Origin of the sequence: Shewanella cutis, from assembly GCF_022410515.1 — a bacterium.
GTDB classification, from domain to species: domain Bacteria; phylum Pseudomonadota; class Gammaproteobacteria; order Enterobacterales; family Shewanellaceae; genus Shewanella; species Shewanella cutis.
Genome location: NZ_JACSDI010000025.1, coordinates 1 through 18,809, shown reverse-complemented (window position 1 = coordinate 18,809; position 18,809 = coordinate 1). Strand labels below are relative to the sequence as shown.

10 protein-coding genes are annotated in these 18,809 nt (G+C 46.6%); 7 read left to right on the top strand and 3 right to left on the bottom strand.

The window, feature by feature from the left end; translation table 11 throughout:
• Positions 1-181: 181 nt before the first annotated feature.
• Positions 182-1,159 carry a transposase gene (locus H9J30_RS19970; protein ID WP_240132591.1) on the top strand — a complete coding sequence of 326 codons (978 nt, stop codon included), beginning with the start codon at positions 182-184 and terminating at the stop codon, positions 1,157-1,159.
• Between the two features lie 955 nt (positions 1,160-2,114).
• Entirely contained in the window at positions 2,115-3,587 is a 1,473-nt protein-coding gene (gene ltrA / locus H9J30_RS19965) for a group II intron reverse transcriptase/maturase (protein ID WP_025007953.1), read from the top strand.
• A 168-nt stretch (positions 3,588-3,755) separates the two neighbouring features.
• Here the strand turns inward: ltrA and H9J30_RS19960 are convergent, their stop codons facing one another.
• The gene (locus H9J30_RS19960; RefSeq protein ID WP_427915943.1) at positions 3,756-4,682 is read right to left on the bottom strand and encodes an alpha/beta hydrolase; all 927 of its coding nucleotides are present in this window, start codon (positions 4,680-4,682) and stop codon (positions 3,756-3,758) included.
• 229 nt (positions 4,683-4,911) lie between these two features.
• On the bottom strand, positions 4,912-5,802 hold the full coding sequence (locus H9J30_RS19955; RefSeq protein ID WP_011074154.1) for a LysR family transcriptional regulator: 891 nt from the start codon (positions 5,800-5,802) through the stop codon (positions 4,912-4,914).
• Positions 5,803-6,085: 283 nt separating this feature from the next.
• Here H9J30_RS19955 and H9J30_RS21670 point away from each other — a divergent pair, with 283 nt between their 5' ends.
• The 4 genes from H9J30_RS21670 (at position 6,086) to H9J30_RS19925 (ending at position 15,570) form a co-directional block, all read left to right on the top strand.
• Complete coding sequence (locus H9J30_RS21670) at positions 6,086-10,993, top strand: S8 family serine peptidase (RefSeq protein ID WP_275679686.1); 4,908 nt, start codon at positions 6,086-6,088, stop codon at positions 10,991-10,993.
• A 206-nt stretch (positions 10,994-11,199) separates the two neighbouring features.
• Positions 11,200-12,612, top strand: a complete 1,413-nt coding sequence (locus tag H9J30_RS19935) for an amidohydrolase (protein ID WP_240132590.1) — start codon at positions 11,200-11,202, stop codon at positions 12,610-12,612.
• Between the two features lie 136 nt (positions 12,613-12,748).
• Positions 12,749-14,080, top strand: a complete 1,332-nt coding sequence (locus tag H9J30_RS19930) for a M16 family metallopeptidase (RefSeq protein ID WP_240132589.1) — start codon at positions 12,749-12,751, stop codon at positions 14,078-14,080.
• A complete protein-coding gene (locus tag H9J30_RS19925) occupies positions 14,077-15,570 on the top strand; it encodes a M16 family metallopeptidase (RefSeq protein WP_427915942.1) in 1,494 nt (497 codons plus the stop codon). Before H9J30_RS19930 ends, H9J30_RS19925 begins: the two co-directional genes overlap by 4 nt.
• Before the next feature lie 82 nt (positions 15,571-15,652).
• Here H9J30_RS19925 and H9J30_RS19920 read toward each other — a convergent pair whose 3' ends face one another.
• Positions 15,653-17,680 (bottom strand): S9 family peptidase, encoded by a 2,028-nt coding sequence (locus H9J30_RS19920; protein ID WP_240132588.1) that lies wholly within the window; start codon positions 17,678-17,680, stop codon positions 15,653-15,655.
• Positions 17,681-17,926: 246 nt separating this feature from the next.
• On the opposite strand from H9J30_RS19920, the gene H9J30_RS19915 reads away from it, so the two are divergent.
• Positions 17,927-18,481, top strand: coding sequence for a hypothetical protein (locus H9J30_RS19915; protein WP_240132587.1), 555 nt, complete (start codon positions 17,927-17,929; stop codon positions 18,479-18,481).
• Positions 18,482-18,809 lie beyond the last annotated feature (328 nt).

Sequence of the window (18,809 nt, the reverse complement as noted above, 5' to 3'; positions counted from 1 at the left end):
ACCTCCGACTATGCTTGACTAAGCATTAAACAAGGAGGTTTGTATGCCGCGCCCTCACCGAACCCAGATATTAATAATTATAATAATGGACACCCTAATATAATAATGGACACCCAGCCTTAATGGCGCAGTAGTCAACCTCCGACTATGCTTTGGTTAAGCATTGAACAAGGAGGTTTGTATGCCACGCCCTCGCAGAACTCAAATAAGCCTTGAAGACACTCCCTATTACCATTGCTGTAGCCGCGTGGTACGGCGTGCATTTTTATGTGGTGATGATACCTATTCGGGTAAAAACTATGACCATCGCCGTGGTTGGGTAGAATCGCTACTGTTTGAACTTGAAGCTGTTTTTGCTATTGATGTGGCAGCATTTGCGGTGATGTCGAATCATCTGCATGTGGTGCTGCGGATGGACATCGAGACGGCAAATCGCTGGACTGACCGCGAAGTGCTTGAGCAGTGGCATAAGTTGTTTAAAGGCGATGAATTAACGCAAAAATTCGTTAAAGGTGAGTTAGTTCAAGCCCATGAGGTCAACAGATTAAAGCACTCAATCGCCCTTTATCGCAGTCGTTTATGTGACATTAGCTGGTTTATGCGCTGCCTCAACGAACCGATTGCAAGACAAGCAAATCAAGAAGATAACTGCACAGGTCGTTTCTGGGAAGGTCGATTCAAATCCCAAGCCCTACTCGATGAAGCCGCGGTATTAGCCTGTATGACCTATGTTGATTTGAATCCGATTAGAGCACAACTCGCTGATACGCCTGAACAATCTGACCATACCAGTATTCAACTACGTATTCGGGCGGCATTAAAAGGTGAGCAACCCATCAATCTCCTGCCTTTTATCGGTAACGAATGTGACAACCAACCCAATGGCATTGTGTTTGCTTTAACGGATTACCTTCAATTGGTGGAAGATACAGGCCGAATTATTCGCAGTGATAAACGTGGATACATCAGTGGAAGTAGCGCCAAGATACTGACAAGATTAAATATCTCCCATGACAATTGGCTCAAGCTGACCACCGAGTTTGGCAAGCTATTTCATGGCCCCGTGGGAACATTGCAAGAACTGACCGATTACTGCGAACACTTAGAAAAGCGACGACGACACTTTGCGTCAAGCTGCCAGCACTTTCACTGCAAGTGACTGCTACTTATATCACTTCAAAAGCCCCCCTTCCAGAACATCTCCCAAGCAGTAAGGGACAATATACCTCGTCTGAAATACACCATTTTTTAATGAATTAGTGCTAATTTTTACCTCAGAAGCTTCCCCTGCGACTTTTGATGGCTCTTTTTTAAACAATGTTAACTTTTATAAGCTGTAGGCAAACGGAAAGTGCATTATGTTGTTGATTTAAAATGGGTGGCTAGATTTATTCTCGAGATTTATTCTCGCGGTTCCGCTTCGCTTCACATTTTAGCCAACTATTACTCACCGCTTAAAGCGGCGTTACCGCATAGAAATATTAATTAGTACCCAATGAGTTAGAGTAAAAAATCTAACAAGGTTTTGTCCGTGCGACCTGAGGTCGTATGAAGCGTTGTTCACCACGACAAGAGTGAACCATCTGTATCACCAGATGACCCTAGGATTCTGAATAAAGCAGCGAATCCGACAATGTAACGAAGCTCTGGCATCAAGCTGGACGGGAACTGAATCGTGAGAGGATGGTCCTCCTGATAACCACAAATTGGGTGAGTGCTAGGGGATCAGTATGATGAACGTATGTGAATCCATGTAAGGTGCGTTATACGATGAAGCAGCGGAAGTGGTTAATACGCTGTGGCCAAAACGGCAATGAGAGTCGGAAAGAGGTTGGACAGTGCTCTTTCGTGATCGATGTACTCTCCGCACTAGAGTGGGCATCTAACCTGATATTTTACGCGACATACGGAACAGGGTAAGCCTGTATATCTCCCTCAGGGGAAAGTAATCTGCGAAGATTACCGATGGGTATGCAGGTAAAGGAGGCTGGAGAAAGCCAAGGCTGCATTGTAATGATGCAGATACAGACTATGTCTGGCACGAAAGTGAGCCCACTTCCAGCTGGTCTCCCGTTGCAAGATGATTTGAAGAACTTTATTAAGGGAAAACGCAAATGATAACTCCATTAGGAGTTAGTGCCTCTCCTAACCGCACCCAGTGGCAATCCATAGATTGGAAGTCCGTTGAGGCGCACGTTTTAAAGCTTCAAATGCGCATTGCAAAAGCAGTCAAAGAGGGAAAACACAGTAAAGCCAAAGCGTTACAGTGGATTCTAACACACTCCCGCTCAGCCAAATTGCTTGCGGTTAAGCGCGTGTATCTAAGTAAAGGCAGTAAAACCCCTGGTGTCGATGGTGTTATCTGGAACACAGATGCTCGCCGAATGACCGCAGTAGAACAACTGAGTCGAAAAGGCTATCGAGCTAAACCACTTCGACGCATTTATATCCCCAAAAAGAACGGTAAATTAAGGCCTCTCGGCATACCCTGCATGGTAGATAGGGCGCAACAGGCGTTACATTTACTTGCTTTGGCGCCGATTGCGGAAACGGTTGCAGATCCTAACAGCTACGGTTTTCGTCCTAATCGCAGCACAGCTGACGCGATTGCACAATGCTTTAAATGTTTGTGCTTTAAGCACTCAGGGTGCTGGGTTTTGGAAGGCGATATTAAAGCGTGCTTCGACAAAATTGGGCATGAATGGTTAATTCAAAACATTCAGATAGATAAACGAATGCTCAAGCAGTGGTTGAACTCAGGTTATATCGATAAGGGCGTGTTCTACCGCACAGCTGAAGGTACGCCACAAGGTGGAGTCATATCTCCAACGCTTATGCTGGTTACTCTTGCAGGCCTAGAAAAGCTTGTTAAGGAATCCGCAAGCAAAACAGGCGATAGAGTCAACTTCATTGGTTATGCCGATGACTTCGTGATAACTGCGACATCGAAAGATGTACTCGTTAAGGAAATAAAGCCACGGCTTATTGAATTTTTGGAAGAAAGAGGATTGACACTTTCTGAAGAGAAAACGCAGATCACTCACATTGATGATGGTTTCCATTTCCTTGGTTTTAATCTCAGGAAATATAAAGGAAAACTGCTCATCAAACCAAGCAAGGACAACGTCCTTTCATTCGTGGGCAATCTGCGCAAACTCATTAAGCAGCATGCAACTTTGCCAGTTAATGACCTTATAAAGTTATTAAATCCCAAACTGCAAGGCTGGGCGAATTATTATCGCCATTGCGTGGCAAAGCGTACTTTTTGTTATCTGAGTCACCAGATATTCTGGTTGCTGTGGCGATGGTCAGTCAGGCGTCATCCGACAAAATCAAAAGACTGGGTCAGGCGAAAATACTTTATGAACAGGACTGGTGGTTGGCAGTTTCATGGATGGCAGAAAATTGCCAACATGGATTGCCACTACAACTTGGTTCAAATAGCTAAAACGCCTATCAAAAGACATGTGAAAATCAGGAGCGAAGCGACACCATTCGATCCTCAATACCAAGATTACTTGGCGAAAAGGAGGTTGAAAAAGGAAAGTCGTTACTCATGGTTTGAGCCTGTTTTAACTGCCATGTAGATTGCTGGGTAACGTAATACGCCTTAGTGGAGGCTTGAGCCGTATGCAGTGAAAGTTGCACGTACGGTTCTTAGGAGGGCGGCTCTTGGTAACAGGTGCCGCCTATCCGACCAAAGCGCCCCCCTGAAGGCTGGCGATTAGCCCTCTTAATAATTGAAGAGGGCATTGCTATTTTAAAGCGAGCAAAAAGATAAGTGGGATATCTAGCCTCGCCGCCCAAGCGTGTTCACTATGCTCGGCACCTTCGAATGTTAAGCTTTGCCAATTCTGACTTGTATAGCCTTTCGCCTTAATGATCTTATCTGCTTGAGCTTGTAATTGTGGATACCAGGCATCTAAAGTGGCCGTTCCATGGTCAAAGTAGAGTTTATGTGTCGAAGGATCGGGGAGTTTTTGCTGCATATAGTTAAAAAATGCAGGCGGAATAGGGTTGTTTTGCTGCTCAAACGTACCTGGCCAGTGAGTTGATAGGCAAGCCGCACCACCGAAAATATGAGGATATTCGCTGATCGCATACAGTGAAATTAATCCGCCCATACTCGATCCCATGACAAAGGTATGGGCAGCATCTGTATAAACAGAGTAATGGCTATCGATATAGGGCTTAAGTTCTGTCACTAGAAATTTAAGATAGCGATCTGAATATACTTGCTGGCTAAATAGCGCTTGGTTTTTAGTGCGTTGTAATTGATAAAGTGCAGTTTGTTGTGCTTGGGACAGATTTTCAAAGGGTTGCTGTGGAAAGTATTCGCTATGGCGATTTTCGCCTGCGTTATCGATTCCAACCACGATAAAAGGTTGAGTTTTTCCTGCTTTGATGAGTCTCGATGCCACCTCATCAATTTGCCACTCCTGTTTGTTCCAACTTGTTGTCGCATCAAATAGCATTTGACCATCATGCATATATAGCACTGCATAACGTTGCTGTTTATCGTAACCCGCGGGTAACCAAATATCGATATTTCGAGGCGGGACAAAGGCCGAAGGGAAACTGGTGAGTCGCTCAATGCTGCCTGCGCTTACTTGCGGTAATTGCGCGTATACATTGAAACTTGAGCTTAGCAGTATAAATAAAATGCTGAGTAATCTCATCATATTGGGTTTTGTTGTGTGATGGTGATTAAGGGCAGCTTAGCGTATTTAATCCTACTTAAAAGTCTGAATACGATTGCAATCAGGCAGGCATGAGAAAGGCCAAAGTGAATAAACGATGTATGGCGGAATGAAAGGCTAAAAATGGTTACTTAATCGAGTTTTATATTGAATTTAACTCTCTTTTTAATGTAAATGACGTGGTATCTTCCGTGGTAAATACAACTGCTACTTAAAGTAACAAACTTAACAGGCGTTTTGCTGGAATACTGATTTGCTTTTTAAGCATTACAACACTAAAAAATACGTTTAGTTTAGGCATATCAAGTGGCGTTATAACGCGTACCGCATTTTTAATGTCATCATCAAATAAAGTGATTTGTGGTGTTAATGCGACAATTTGAGAATGTAATAGGGCGCCTTTTATAGGAGGGAATGAATCGTAATGTAATAATCCCGAAAAGTCTGTTCGATATTTATTAAACAGATCGCCAAATTGTTCGCTAACGCCATAAGGTAAGTTTTTGGGTATGGCGAGTGGGTAGTTTCTAATATCCTCTAGCGTTAAGTGATCTAAATACGTCAACGGATGTCCTACTCTGGTACAAAACACCGCTTCAAAAGAAGGTAAATTAAAGGATTGTATTGCGCTTTCGTGGCCAATAATTTCACCTTCAACATCTGTAATTAGCAGAGTGAGTTCTCCCCTCAGCAGTTTTTCAAGTTGTTGCTGCCAGGTGCCAACCTCTAGATCGATATGAATATCTGGATATTGCTCAAAAAAACGTCCAAGAATGGGGCCAAGAATCGTATTGGCTGGCACTGGGCTTGCGCCGATGGATAAATAACCGCTGCTTTTTCCCTGCATATATTGCAATTCTTTTCGAAGGGTTTCGACATTTTGCAAAATATGCTGACTATGACTAAGAACCAATTCTCCTGCGGGAGTTAAAGAGGTTGATTGGCTTCCCCTAAGCAACAGTTCGGTGCCGAGTAGGTGCTCGAGGCGTTGAATACTTCGGCTTAATGAAGGTTGAGCAAGATTTAATTTTTGGGCTGCTTTTTGGAAATTGCGTTCTTTGGCTAAAATTTGGAAGTTTTTAAGATGCTTAAACTCAATCACAAGTTAATTTGCTAAATAATCACAACATAGTTGCAACATACACTTGTGGTTAAGTATCGACAAGCAGGCTTTAGTGACAATTTGTATCGCGATCTTAAGGGGAGAGGTAAATATCGATTTGTAAGGTTATGTTTTGTTTTATTAATTTTTACGTGGCTAGGGTGTATAGCTTTTTATCATGGAGCGATACGCAAAAAGCATTGGCCTTAAAGTATTGCTGACGGTAACTATTCATTCCGCAAACAACAAATTTGCAACATAACTCTAACAAAAGGAATGAGTAATGAAATTGAAGAAGATCAGCATAATGACCTTTGCGGCGCTATACGCGACCGGAATAGGGACATTAGTTGCCAATCCTTTAGATAGGAACCAAGCTGAGCAGAAACTCATTGGTATCAAGCTGGCACCAGAACAAATATTAGCCAATAAAAATAAACCTACTCATCCGGCGCTGAATCGCGCTGACAGACCTGGCCAAATTGGTATGAACGTCCATCGCGCTGTAAATGGGAGTAGCCATAAGGCGCCATTTACATGGGAAAAGGATATTGATGGAACTCATACCTATATTATTCAATTAATGGATGCCCCGGTTTCACTTTATCAGGGTGATAGACCTGAGTTTGCCGCAACGTCACCCCGTAGCAATCAGCCTGCAATGGGTTCCAATGAGCGTTTTGGGACTATCGATTTAAAGAGCAAAACAGTTAAAAACTACCAAGCTTTTTTAACGCGATCTCAGGATGAAACGGCTAGCCAAATCAAGCGTGTTGCGCCAGATGCTGAAATAAAACGTCGCTTTAATGTGGCACTAAACGGCATGACCATGGTGTTAACCCAAGAACAAGCCGCTGAAGTGGCTAAGTTGCCCAATGTTAAAGTGGTGACTCGGGCGAAGGAATACCAATTATTCACCGATGTTGGCCCTAAGCACATTGGCGCTGATATGATTTGGCAGGGCTCGAGCACTCCCGATGGCGTTGCTATGCGCGGTGAGGGCATCATTGCCGGTATTATCGATACTGGGATTAACTCAGATCACCCCTCTTTTGCCGCAGTCTCGGCAGACGGTTATAAGCACGTAAACCCATTAGGCGAAGGAAAATATCTGGGCGACTGCCAAGAATATCCTTTGATGTGTAACAGTAAGCTTATCGGTGTTCGTTCTTACGATATCATTACCGATACCTATAAAGATCCGATTTTCCAACCCGATCTGCCGCCATGGGAAGTGGATTATAAACGCCCTCCAAACGGTGAAGATTACAACGGCCATGGTTCACACACTGCCAGTACCGTTGCGGGTAACGTGCTCTACAATGTACCCTTTAAACTCAATGGAACTGATGAAAAATCAGATGGTTTTGATACTTCTTTAGTCTTCCCTGAAATTTCAGGCGTTGCCCCAAGAGCCAACATTATTGCCTATCAAGTGTGCTATCCCGGTGGCGGGTCATATGGCGAAACCTACGGTGGTTGTCCTGGCGATGCATTGGTAGCTGCTATTGAAGATGCCATTATCGACGGCGTTGATGTGATTAACTTCTCCATTGGTGGGCTTGAAAATCTGCCTTGGTACGATGCCGTTGAAATGGCGTTTTTAGCTGCGCGTGAATCAGGGATCTCTGTTGCTGCCTCGGCGGGTAACTGGGGACGTTATGGCCCAGGTTATATCGACCATGTATCACCTTGGTTAACATCCGTTGCCGCCAGTACCCATGGACGCCAAATTGAACCTGTTGAAGGTAAAATTACCAATTTTGTCGGTGCTGATGCCCCTGCTGATATCACTGGTTATGCGGTAACGGGTGATATTACTGGCAATTTAGTTGATGCTGCCGCCCATAACGATCCACTCTGTTTGCAACCTTTCCCTGCTGGCACTTTTGATAGTGACGATATTGTCATCTGTAAGCGCGGAGAAAATGGCCGAGTACAGAAAGGCATTAACGTTGCTGCAGGTGGCGCGGGCGGGATTATCCTGTATAACGCCGTTTCGTTTGATGATGGAACTGGCGCGAACAGCCTAAGTTTAAACCCTTTCCCTATCCCTGGAATGCATATTGATGCGGCATCAGGTAATACATTGACCAAATGGGTTGCAGCTACAACCGAGCCTAAGGCCACGATTATTGCTGGCAAGATTATCACCACAGAGCGTGAAGCCGATGTGTTAGCAGACTTTTCCTCCCGTGGCCCTAGCCATACCAACCCCAATGTGATGGTGCCGAACGTATCTGCCCCAGGGGTGGATGTGTTTGCTGCCTACTCAGATGAAATGCCCTTCAATCTGTATCCATCGCCCAGCGATTATGTGGCAATCAGCGGTACATCGATGTCAGGCCCCCATGTTGCAGGTGCATTAGCACTGCTTACTCAGGCGCACCCACAGTGGACGCCTGCGATGATCCAGTCAGCACTGATGACCACCGCCGTGTTAGGTAAAGCCCCAACATACGAGAATCCGCCAAAATTAGTGGATGCGACTTTCTACGATATGGGTAGCGGGGTGATTAACGTTGCCAGAGCCGTAAAAGCGGGTCTGGTGATGGATGAAAACGGTGATAATTATCGCGCTGCCAACCCGATGGAAGGTGGCGATGTGACCGCGTTAAACGTGCCTTATTTAGTCAATGCGGAATGTAAAAGTAGCTGCACTTGGATGCGTACCTTTACTGCTACGACTGACGGTGAGTGGAACGTGAGTGCGACCGAAATCACCACAGAAGGCGCGCCTTTCCTTGAGCTAAGTGTTTATCCGCAAACGATTAAGTTAAAAGCGGGTGAGCAGCAAAGTATTATGGTGACGGCGAAAATCCTCGATGTGACCTCAGTCAACGCTAACTCTTCCTCAAACGAAGTGTTTGGTAAAATTGACCTGAAACCAACGGATGCCAGTTTGCCAGCTCAATACTTACCCGTCATGGCACGTTTTACCGGCTCTAGCTTGCCAGAAATTGTCTCGGGTAAAATCCACCGCGATACCGGCACCATGCTGACACCTGAGTTAATGACCAAAGAAATCAGCGAGCTTAATGTCAAAGTGAGCGGCTTAACGGCTGGTAAAGTCACTGAGCACAAGCTTAGCGCTGCCTATGTGAAGTTCCGCGATCCAGAAACCTTGGCCAATAGCCCTGGGGTTGCATTGCAGTTCTTTGATGTGCCAGAAGGGACTCGCCGCATTGTGTGGGAAGAGGTATCAGCTGATAAATCGGCATCGACGTCGTTAGATATTGGTATGGATCTCAATAATAACGGCAAAGTGGAATGGTATGACGAGGCGATTTGTTACTCTTATACCGATGTTACCGACTATTGCGCGATTAATGATCCAACGCCTGGTCGTTATTGGGTGATGTTAGGCAACTTTAAGCGCCCATGGGGAGACGAAATTGATACCAAAGACAACATTAAAGCGAGTCTTGCGATTATCTCCGACACCGATACTAAGCAACTTAATGTGACTGGGCCTGCCAGTACCAATGGTATCGATCCCTACCAATTACAAATGAACTGGTCTGCCACAGGCAGTAAAGCGGGTGATCGCTTATACGGTTTGGTTGAAGTCGGTAACGGCGCGCAAAACGTAGGTAGCATTGGCAAGATGGCCGTGCATTTAGTACATGAGGGCGATGATGTCAGCATCACGACCAGCCAACAACAGGCCAAAGAAGGCGATGTTGTTGAGGTTAAGATGGTGATGGCACCAAACCTACTCGGATTAGAGCGCGATGTGAATATTGCCTTAACACTGCCTGAAGGTTTGCAATTATTGCCTGACACGCTAAAAGCGAACAGCAATAACCAAGATCTTAAAGCTGGCCTCACTGTTGCTGCGCAGCAAATTACTCTGAAAGCGATGCAACAAGCGAGTAATGCGCAAAAACGTCAATACACCTTTACCACCAGCGAGACCGACGAGAGCTGTCGAATTCCTATCGGTTCAAATCCTTATTATTTGGATTTATTTACCGAGGCTGGCATTCAGTCTGAAACAGCGATTGCTGGTCGGGTGAATGAGACGGTAACTGTGCCATTAAGTGCATTTGGTATTGATCGTATCCCGCTGTATAACAACCCAGAAGAATACTCACACAAAGATACCTTAAGTATTTCTCCTGGTGGCTTTATTCAGCTCGATCAACTACCACTGTTCTGGGCTGCTCACTACCCAATGGAAGAGCAATATTTCCCTGATACAGTGATTGCTCCATTATGGCGCGGAGATGGTATGACCATCCCAGAATATAATATGGATAGCGAAAGCTTTGACGGTGTATCTCTTGCCGTGACAAACGACCGCCGCTACCTGATTGTTGAATGGGACAATATGCGTCAGGAGTTTGCCTTTGGTATTAACCATGATCCTGACTACGATGCGCGTTACAGCTTTGAGCTATTAGCCTCAACACAGCTTAATTTTACCCCAGGTGAACATGAGTTTATTTTTGCCTATGACAAATTAACCGGTAATAAAGCGCATTTAGGTTCAATTGGTTTACATGGTTACCATGGACCACGTGGCACCTTTGGCCCTGCATATGGTTATATTGGCGATGGTTTTGCCTTTAACGATCTGGATAAGAAAATTGCAGAAGGCTTAGTGGTCTGTGCTAACTACACTGGACCTGAAGCGACGGCAATTGAAGTATCATTCTCAGCCCGTGTTGGTGCTAAAGCTGTAGGTCAAGATCTGCAGATTATTGCTAAAAGTGATTACACCGGCAGCAATAGTGTGACCTCTAGCGGAAGCCTCAAAATACCTTCAAACCTGACGATAGGTGCCCTTGGCAATATGTCCGTTGCTGAAAACACCAGCATCAGTTTTGAGGTGCTAGTGCAAGATAAAGAAAATACCGCTAATGGTATCCAAGTGACAGGCGCGCATATCACGTCAGTCGTTAATGGCAACAAAGTCACCATCACACCCGAAAAAGATTGGCACGGTACAACCACTGTCACAGTGAAAGCCTTTGATAAGGTTTATCAAAATGACATGGTGCAAACGAGCTTCAACTTAGTCGTGAACTCTGATGGTGTGGAGCCAACGCCGCCGACTCCACCTACGCCTCCAACGCCTCCGGTAGAAGAGACTAAAGATAGCAGTGGCGGTAGCTTGGGCTGGCTTGCTGTCCTGATGCTTGGATTGATGGCTGTATCACGTCAAAAATGGAATGTTAATAAGTAAACTTCACCTTTAAGTAGTACCTTGTCTTTGGGCCTTCTAACGAAGGCCCTTTTTTTATGCGTCCAAGTGTGGATTGCCATCGGCCATAAATGATGTGTTTATTCCACAATAATTCTTCGTTACAAGCCTGACTATTAAATCTATTAACAATTCTGTGATGTGGGTGTAGTTTAGATAGCTTATAAAAACAACAATAGGTTATCGTTATGACTGTATCCTCGGTATCGCGCGCTTTATCAACATCCTCTGTAGCCACATCCTTTGCACCTTATGCGAGTTCACTCGGTGTGAGTACATCAAAACTGACCAAGAGCTTACTGGCTTCTATCGTCACCTTGATTTTAATGGGTGAAGGGGTAAGTTTTGCCTATGCGGCGCAGCCCGATGCGGCCAAGTTGGCGGCGGGGGTGGAGCAAAAGGTGATCGACTGGCGCCGCGATTTACATCAGCATCCTGAGTTATCTAATCGTGAGTTTCGCACCAGCAAGATTATCGAAAAGCATCTGAAATCCCTCGGATTAGAAGTACAGACGGGCATCGCCCATACAGGCGTTGTTGCTATCTTGAAAGGCGGAAAGTTAAAGGGCGGTAAACTCGGTCCGTTAATTGCGCTCCGCGCGGATATGGATGCCTTGCCCGTGACCGAAGTCGTCGATCTGCCCTTTGCCTCCAAAGCGACGGATACCTATCGCGGTCAAACCGTTGGGGTGATGCATGCCTGCGGTCACGATACCCATGTGGCTATGTTAATGGGCGTGGCCGAGAATTTAGTGAAAGTGAAAGATAGCCTTGCCGGCGATGTGATGTTTATCTTCCAGCCTGCTGAAGAAGGTGCGCCAGATGGTGAAGAGGGCGGCGCTGAACTCATGCTAAAACAAGGGCTATTTGCCAAACGTAAACCCGACCAAGTGTTTGGCATGCATGTGACCTCGAGTATGCCAAGCGGCATGATTGGGGTGCGCAGCGGCCCAGCAATGGCGAGTGAAGATTCCTTTACGATCAAAGTGAAAGGTCGCCAAACCCATGGCTCGCGCCCCTGGAATGGGGTCGACCCAATTGTTGCCGCGGCGCAAATTATTACCAATGTGCAAACTATTGTCAGTCGCCAAGTGGATATAACCAAAGCGCCCGCGGTGGTGAGTTTTGGCGCAGTCAATGGCGGCATTCGCTCAAATATTATTCCCGATGAAGTGGAGCTGATTGGCACCATCCGCACCTTTGATCAGCCTATGCGTGCCGATATTAAGGTGCGCTTGGCCGAAATCGCTGAGTTATCGGCAAAAACCTTAGGCGCCACCGCGACAACCGAAATCCATCAAGGTTATCCCGTGGTGGTAAACAATCCTGAGTTAGTCGCCAATATGCGCCCCGCGCTTGCCAGCGTGGTCGGCGATAAAATGCTGATTGAGCCGGGATTAATCACAGGTGCCGAGGACTTTTCCTTCTATGCTTTGGAGTCTCCTGGGATGTTTTTCTTCCTCGGGGTGACACCAAAGGGCACAGATCCTGAAACGGCGGCCAGTAACCATTCGCCAGCATTTTATGTGGATGAAAGCGCCTTAAAAATTGGCGTTGAAGCCATGACCAAGGTTGCCCTTACGACACTGAAGGCGCAATAAACCGTTTAAGTCTTATTCCGTCAGCTTTTCGGTATAACTTGAGCTTACAAAAAATGGGGCGGGAAGATCTTTTCGCCCTTGATTTGTTAATCAATATGCCCTCTTATGTGAATTTTTACAGCAAGGAGCGAACAAGATGAAGCGCACGCTATCGGCGCTGGTGTTGGCGATGGGACTGTTAAATCCCCTAAGCCAAGCACAGGCCACAACGGCAGAAGACATCAAGAGTTTTACACTCGCCAATGGTATGAAAATCATGGTGCTAGAGGACTCTTCTATTCCCAATGCCAACATGTATCTGTTTTGGAAAGTTGGTTCCCGTAATGAAGTCCCGGGCATTACTGGTATCTCACATTTTTTCGAGCATATGATGTTTAACGGCTCGAAAAAATACGGCCCTAAGATGTTCGACCGTACGATGGAAGCCGCTGGCGGCGCTAACAATGCCTATACCACAGAGGATATGACGGTTTACACCGACTGGTTCCCCGCTAATGCGTTAGAAACTATGTTCGACCTTGAAGCTGACCGTATCGCTAACTTGGATATCAATCCTGAAATGGTGGAAAGCGAGCGTGGCGTAGTGCAGTCGGAGCGTTCGACTGGGCTTGAAAACTCCAACTGGAATACCCTCGAAGGCGAAATTAAAGGCGTAGCGTTTTTAGCGCACCCTTACTCTTGGTCTGTGATTGGTCATGAGTCGGATATCGCCGCGTGGACGCTAGAAGATTTAGTGCAATACCATAAGACCTATTACGCGCCAAACAACGCTGTGGTGGTGATTGCGGGCGATGTGAAGCTTGCCCAAGTAAAAGCCTTGGCCGACAAGTACTTTGCGCCTATTCCTGCGCAAACACCGCCAAAGGCTGTGCGTACCGTGGAGCCGGAGCAAAAGGGTGAGCGCCGAACCTTTGTTCAAAAAGCCTCGGTCAGTACACCTAATGTGATGCTGGCTTACCATATTCCGGCGGCGACTCACACAGATTTTTATACGCTGGATTTATTAAGCTCGATTTTAAGCCAAGGCAATAGCTCGCGTTTATATCAAGCGTTGGTGGATAAGCAAGTGGCTTTAGAAGCGCAAACCTATATGCCAATGTCGGTCGATCCCAATCTCTTTTACGTCATGGGAGTGGCTACGCCAGAGGTGAAAGCATCGACGCTAGAGCGGGCGCTGATTGAACAAATCGATGCCATTGCGACCAATGGCGTTAGCCAGCAAGAATTGGACAAAGTCAAAAATATCAAGTTGATGGATTTTTACCGCACGATGGAAACCATTAATGGCAAGGCTAACACCATCGGCACCTATGAAATGTATTTTGGCAGTTACGATAAATTATTTAATGCGCCAGAGGCCTATAACAAGGTCACACCCGCAGATATCCAACGTGTTGCCCAAACCTATTTACGCAAATCGAATCGCACGGTAGCGGTATTGGCGGCAAATGAGGAGTCCTCTCAATGAAATCGATGGCAATGAAGCTCTCCTTTATAAGATCACCCTTTGTAAGTTCATCCTTGATCAAATCATCTTGGCAGCCCACTAAGTTAATGGTCGCATTGGCTTTAGGGACCAGCTTGGCCTTATCCGGCTGTGCTGCGACGTCAGCGCCCAAACGCGTCGATACCGGCAGCTTTGCCATGCCAAGTTACGACAAGTTAGTGCTAGATAACGGCCTTACCGTGTATTTAATGCCACAGCGCGAAGTGCCGTTGATCACCCTAAACGCGGTCGTGCGTGCTGGGGCGGTAAACGACACCACTGCAGGTATCGCCCAAATGACCGCGCAAGGTTTGCTCCTTGGTGCGGCGGGTAAATCCAAGGCCGAGATTGAGCAGCAAGTGGATTTTCTTGGCGCTAGCCTAGGGGCCGAAGCCGATAAAGAAGGCAGTTATCTGGCCGCTGATTTTATGGCGAAAGATACCGATGTGATGCTTGGCCTATTCAGCGCCGCGCTATTAAACCCCGATTTTGATTCGGCCGAGTTTGACAAGCTTAAGCAGCGCGCCATTGCGGGTTTGCAGCAGGATAAAGAAAGCCCGCGCGCCGTGATTGGTCGCTACTTCGATAAACTGGTGTTCGGTGCCCATCCTTACGGTAATGCCTCATCGGGTAATCGCGAGTCACTTGAGCAAGTCACGGTGTCGCAGCTGCGCGCCTTTCATAAGAGCTACTATCAACCCGCCAATACCGCATTAACTGTGGTGGGGGATTTTGAAGTGGCGGCGATGAAGGTCAAGTTAACCCAGGCTTTTGGCCAGTGGAAAGGCAGCGAAAAACTCGTTCAGCCCGACTTAAACCAAGGTTTACCAAAGTTAACCCAGGCCAAAGTGCTGCTGGTGGATAAGCCCGATGCGATGGAAACCACCTTTGTTATCGGCGGTTTAGGCATTAGCCGTGATAACCCAGACTATGTTGGGCTAACGGTAGTGAACACTATTCTAGGTGGTCGTTTTACCTCTTGGCTGAACGATGAACTGCGGGTGAATGCGGGGCTAACCTATGGCGCGCGCTCCGGCTTTAGTCCTTATACCGACTCGGGCGTGTTTACCATTAGCACCTTCACTAAGACGGAAACCACTCAAGAAGCGATTGATTTAGCCTTGAAAACCTATGCTCGTTTATGGGAGAAAGGTGTCGACCAAGCGACTCTGGATTCGGCTAAGGCCTATGTTAAAGGTCAGTTCCCGCCTAAGTTTGAAACCTCGGGCCAATTGGCAGGACTCTTATCTGGCATGTATCTCTACGGCTTCGATGATAAGTTTATCAACGAGTTCCAAGCGAAAGTGGACGGCTTAACCTTAGAAGAAACCCAAAGGTTAGTGAAAACTTACTTCCCGCAACAGGACTTACAGTTTGTGCTGATCGGCAACGCCAGCAAGATTGCGCCTATCGCGGCCAAGTATGGCCAAGTGCAAACCGTTGATATTAATGCGGTGGTTTTTGGTCAATAACCACTGGCGCTAGCTTTATTTCGCCCAATAAAAAGGTCTGCAGAGTGCAGACCTTTTGTTTTTCTGTTCTAGATTCTAGGTGTTATTGTGCACCTGGCTTAGCGTAATGAGTCATCCAATCCTTCACTTGGTTATACCAGTAGATGGAGTTGTTGGGTTTCATAATCCAATGGTTTTCATCGGGGAAATAAATCATCCGCGATTCAACATTACGAGTTTGCAGGGTGCGGAACAGCTCAAAACCTTGGCCGACGGGCACGCGGTAATCGAGTTGACCATGGCTGACTAAGGTTGGGGTATTAAAGTTCGCCGCAAAGTAATGGGGTGAAATCGCTTTATACAGCTCAGGATTATCCCAGTAGTTACCAAAGCGAGTGCTATGGACGGCAAAGTCGGCCGACATTTGTGCGTACATGTCGTACACCGCAGCATGGATCAGCAGGGCTTTGAAGGGGTGCGGCTGGCCTAAAATAATCGAGGTTAAGTAGCCGCCATAGCTGGCGCCACCGGCAACCATACGATCGCTATCGATCCAGCTTTGTTGCTTAAACCAGTCTGCGGCCTTGAGCACGTCTTCGAGGGATTTGTTTTTCCAATCCGGGTTAATGGCATCGGCAAAGTCTTGTCCAAACCCGCTAGAGCCGTGGAAGTTTGGCCATGCGGTAACATAACCCCAAGAGGCGAAGGTTTGCGCATTCCAGCGGTAGTGGAAACCATCGCTAATGGCATTGTGCGGGCCGCCGTGGATTAACATAAACAGCGGGTACTTTTTGCTGCGGTCGAACCCGGGTGGATAGTGCACCCACATTTGAATGTCTTGGCCTTGGTAACCCTTGTAGGTGACCGACTCATAGGTGCCTAAATCGACATCCTTTAAAATCTCGTCGTTAAATTGCTCTAAACGCTCGGTTTTACCATTGCGTGGGTTGATGCTGACTAAACGCGCTGGATACAAAAAGCTTTGATTGGTCGCAATCAACTGACCATCTTTAGCGATCGCGGGTTGGCTAAAGTCGGTGGCTTGGGTGATGGCCTTGGCCTTACCGCTCTTAGCGTCGATATGGTAAATACGGTTAGTGGCGGCATCATCAATGCTGGCATAGAACCCTTTGCTATCGGGTGTCCAGTTGAAGTCGGACACTGAGCGATCCCAATCCGCGGTAAGCGTGGTGAGTTTGCGGCTGCTCACATCCAGCAGCATCAACCTTGCGGTATCGGCATAAAATCCGGGGATTTTTTGGCGAGTAAAGGCCAAGGTTTTACCATTAGGACTAAAGGATGGATTGATATCTGGTGCGGGGTTTTCTGGAGTGATGTTTTCAGCCTTGCTGCCGCCGATGGTGGCGAGGAACAAGTCTAATTTAGGGTCGACGCGATTATCCGAACCATAGGCGCTAAAGGCGATTAAGCGTTCATCGGGGGAAATATCATAGCTTGAACTGCTTTGGCTAGAACGCGGCAGCTCATGGCCTAGCGGCTGAGTCACGGCTTCGACCGTGCCGCCCGTTGCAGGGATCCTAAACACATGGGCCTGACGGCGCTCATCTAACCAATGATCGAACTGCGAATAGGGCAGCGCATTCCACTGGCGGGCGGAGACTTTATTATCTTTATCTGTCTTGAGCTGGGCTTTCATTTGTTCCCAGTTCTGCTCAGGGAAGATATTGCTAATAAAATACAAATGCTTGCCAACCCACTTGATGCCATTGACGCCAGTGGGAATATCCGTGAGCTTCGCCGCTTCACCCGGACCATCCATAGGTAACAGGTAAATTTGGCCAGCGTCATCATCGTTACGTTCGCTGATAAAAGCCAAGGTTTTACCATCTGGCGAAAATACTGGTTCGCTGACTTTTAAGCCTTTAGCGGTAATCGCACGGTTATGTTTACCTTCACCGTCAAAGCGCCAAAGTTGGGTTGAGCCTTTGTCTTCCTTAAGGTCGTATTCAGTCACAGGCGCAATAATGTGCTCGCCCGTGGAAGACACCACTGGGCTACCTATGCGCTTGAGTTGCCAAAGTAATTCGACTGAGAGCGGTTTGCTTGCTTCTGCAAATGCCGTGCTGAAAGGCATGAGTAAGCTAAGCAGTAAAATGCCTGCCTTTTTCACTAGATGTCTCCTTATCATTCAGAGTGTTATCGTTATTTTTCCCGTTAAACATCACAGTATAGAAACCGAGCATGAAATCAAACTGAGTCTATCGGTGGCAAGAGTGACTTTTATGTAAGTAACTGTAACTGGAGTCGGGTTGTTGAATCGTTTGGAATACTCACCAGGTAATAGAGTGTGAGTGGGGTATTTGTGGCAACGGTGTTTTAACGCTAATGTATTGGAGGATTGAAATAGGACTCGAATATGGCGTTAATCATCCCGCGAAGACTAAGCAAGCTATTGATCAAAAATGTATTGATACTCGCCTTGGGCAGTTTAGTCATCTTTTCTGCTCAAGCTGCTAAGGTAAGCTTTAAGGCGTTTTGCCCGCAAATGGTGGGGCAATGGCAGGGCAATGCAGCTAAGGCGAGTGATGCCCCTAGACAAGTGACGGTCAATGGATTTTGTTCCCATGATCAGCGTCAGTTGATCCTCTCAGTAAGTGTCGGTACGCACGCTCCCTACAGCGAAACCTGGTGGTTTCGCGAACAAGGCGAGCAAGTGCTGTTAACTTATTACGACGGTGTCTCGCAGGAAAAGCAGCAAGTCTTTAGTTTATATCAACAAAATGGCGATTATTCCCTGCTGGGCGAGGGAGTCGTGAATGCACGCGCCGCCTTAATCCAGTTGTTATTCGAAGCTAAAGCGCCCCTGGGCGCATGGCAGTGGACGCAAAATATCCAATATTTAGACGACGATATCGACCGCTATCAGCTCTTTCGTGGGATAGAGATGGCGCCTGTCGCACCATCGAATTAAGCCGACTTATTCATACTCGACAATACGCAACTCACTTTTGGACATTTCCGAGTTAGACTTTTAGCTCGAATGAGTGAGTTTCGAATTAAAATTTCTATGGATTAACGCCAAATTAAGTAGTGAGCAACGCAATAAAAAAGTCACCGCATTGCGCCATAAACACAAAACTCACTGCAAACCAAAACTGCCACGCGTTGCGAATCAGCTTGAATTGTTTGTTATGTAAATGTGTGCACGAAACCATATGCCAAAAATTTGTAAAGTGCTACAGATGAATAGACAGATAAAAAAACTGGGAAAATAAAATCGACAAAGTAGACCCATGCAT

What these genes read in the sequence shown, in the direction of transcription:
- H9J30_RS19970 (WP_240132591.1), top strand. Translation starts at nt 182, where the DNA reads ATGCCACGCCCTCGCAGAACTCAAATAAGCCTTGAAGACACTCCCTAT.
- ltrA (WP_025007953.1), top strand. Translation starts at nt 2,115, where the DNA reads ATGATAACTCCATTAGGAGTTAGTGCCTCTCCTAACCGCACCCAGTGG.
- H9J30_RS19960 (WP_427915943.1), bottom strand. Translation starts at nt 4,682, where the DNA reads ATGATGAGATTACTCAGCATTTTATTTATACTGCTAAGCTCAAGTTTC.
- H9J30_RS21670 (WP_275679686.1), top strand. Translation starts at nt 6,086, where the DNA reads ATGAAATTGAAGAAGATCAGCATAATGACCTTTGCGGCGCTATACGCG.
- H9J30_RS19935 (WP_240132590.1), top strand. Translation starts at nt 11,200, where the DNA reads ATGACTGTATCCTCGGTATCGCGCGCTTTATCAACATCCTCTGTAGCC.
- H9J30_RS19930 (WP_240132589.1), top strand. Translation starts at nt 12,749, where the DNA reads ATGAAGCGCACGCTATCGGCGCTGGTGTTGGCGATGGGACTGTTAAAT.
- H9J30_RS19925 (WP_427915942.1), top strand. Translation starts at nt 14,077, where the DNA reads ATGAAATCGATGGCAATGAAGCTCTCCTTTATAAGATCACCCTTTGTA.
- H9J30_RS19915 (WP_240132587.1), top strand. Translation starts at nt 17,927, where the DNA reads ATGGCGTTAATCATCCCGCGAAGACTAAGCAAGCTATTGATCAAAAAT.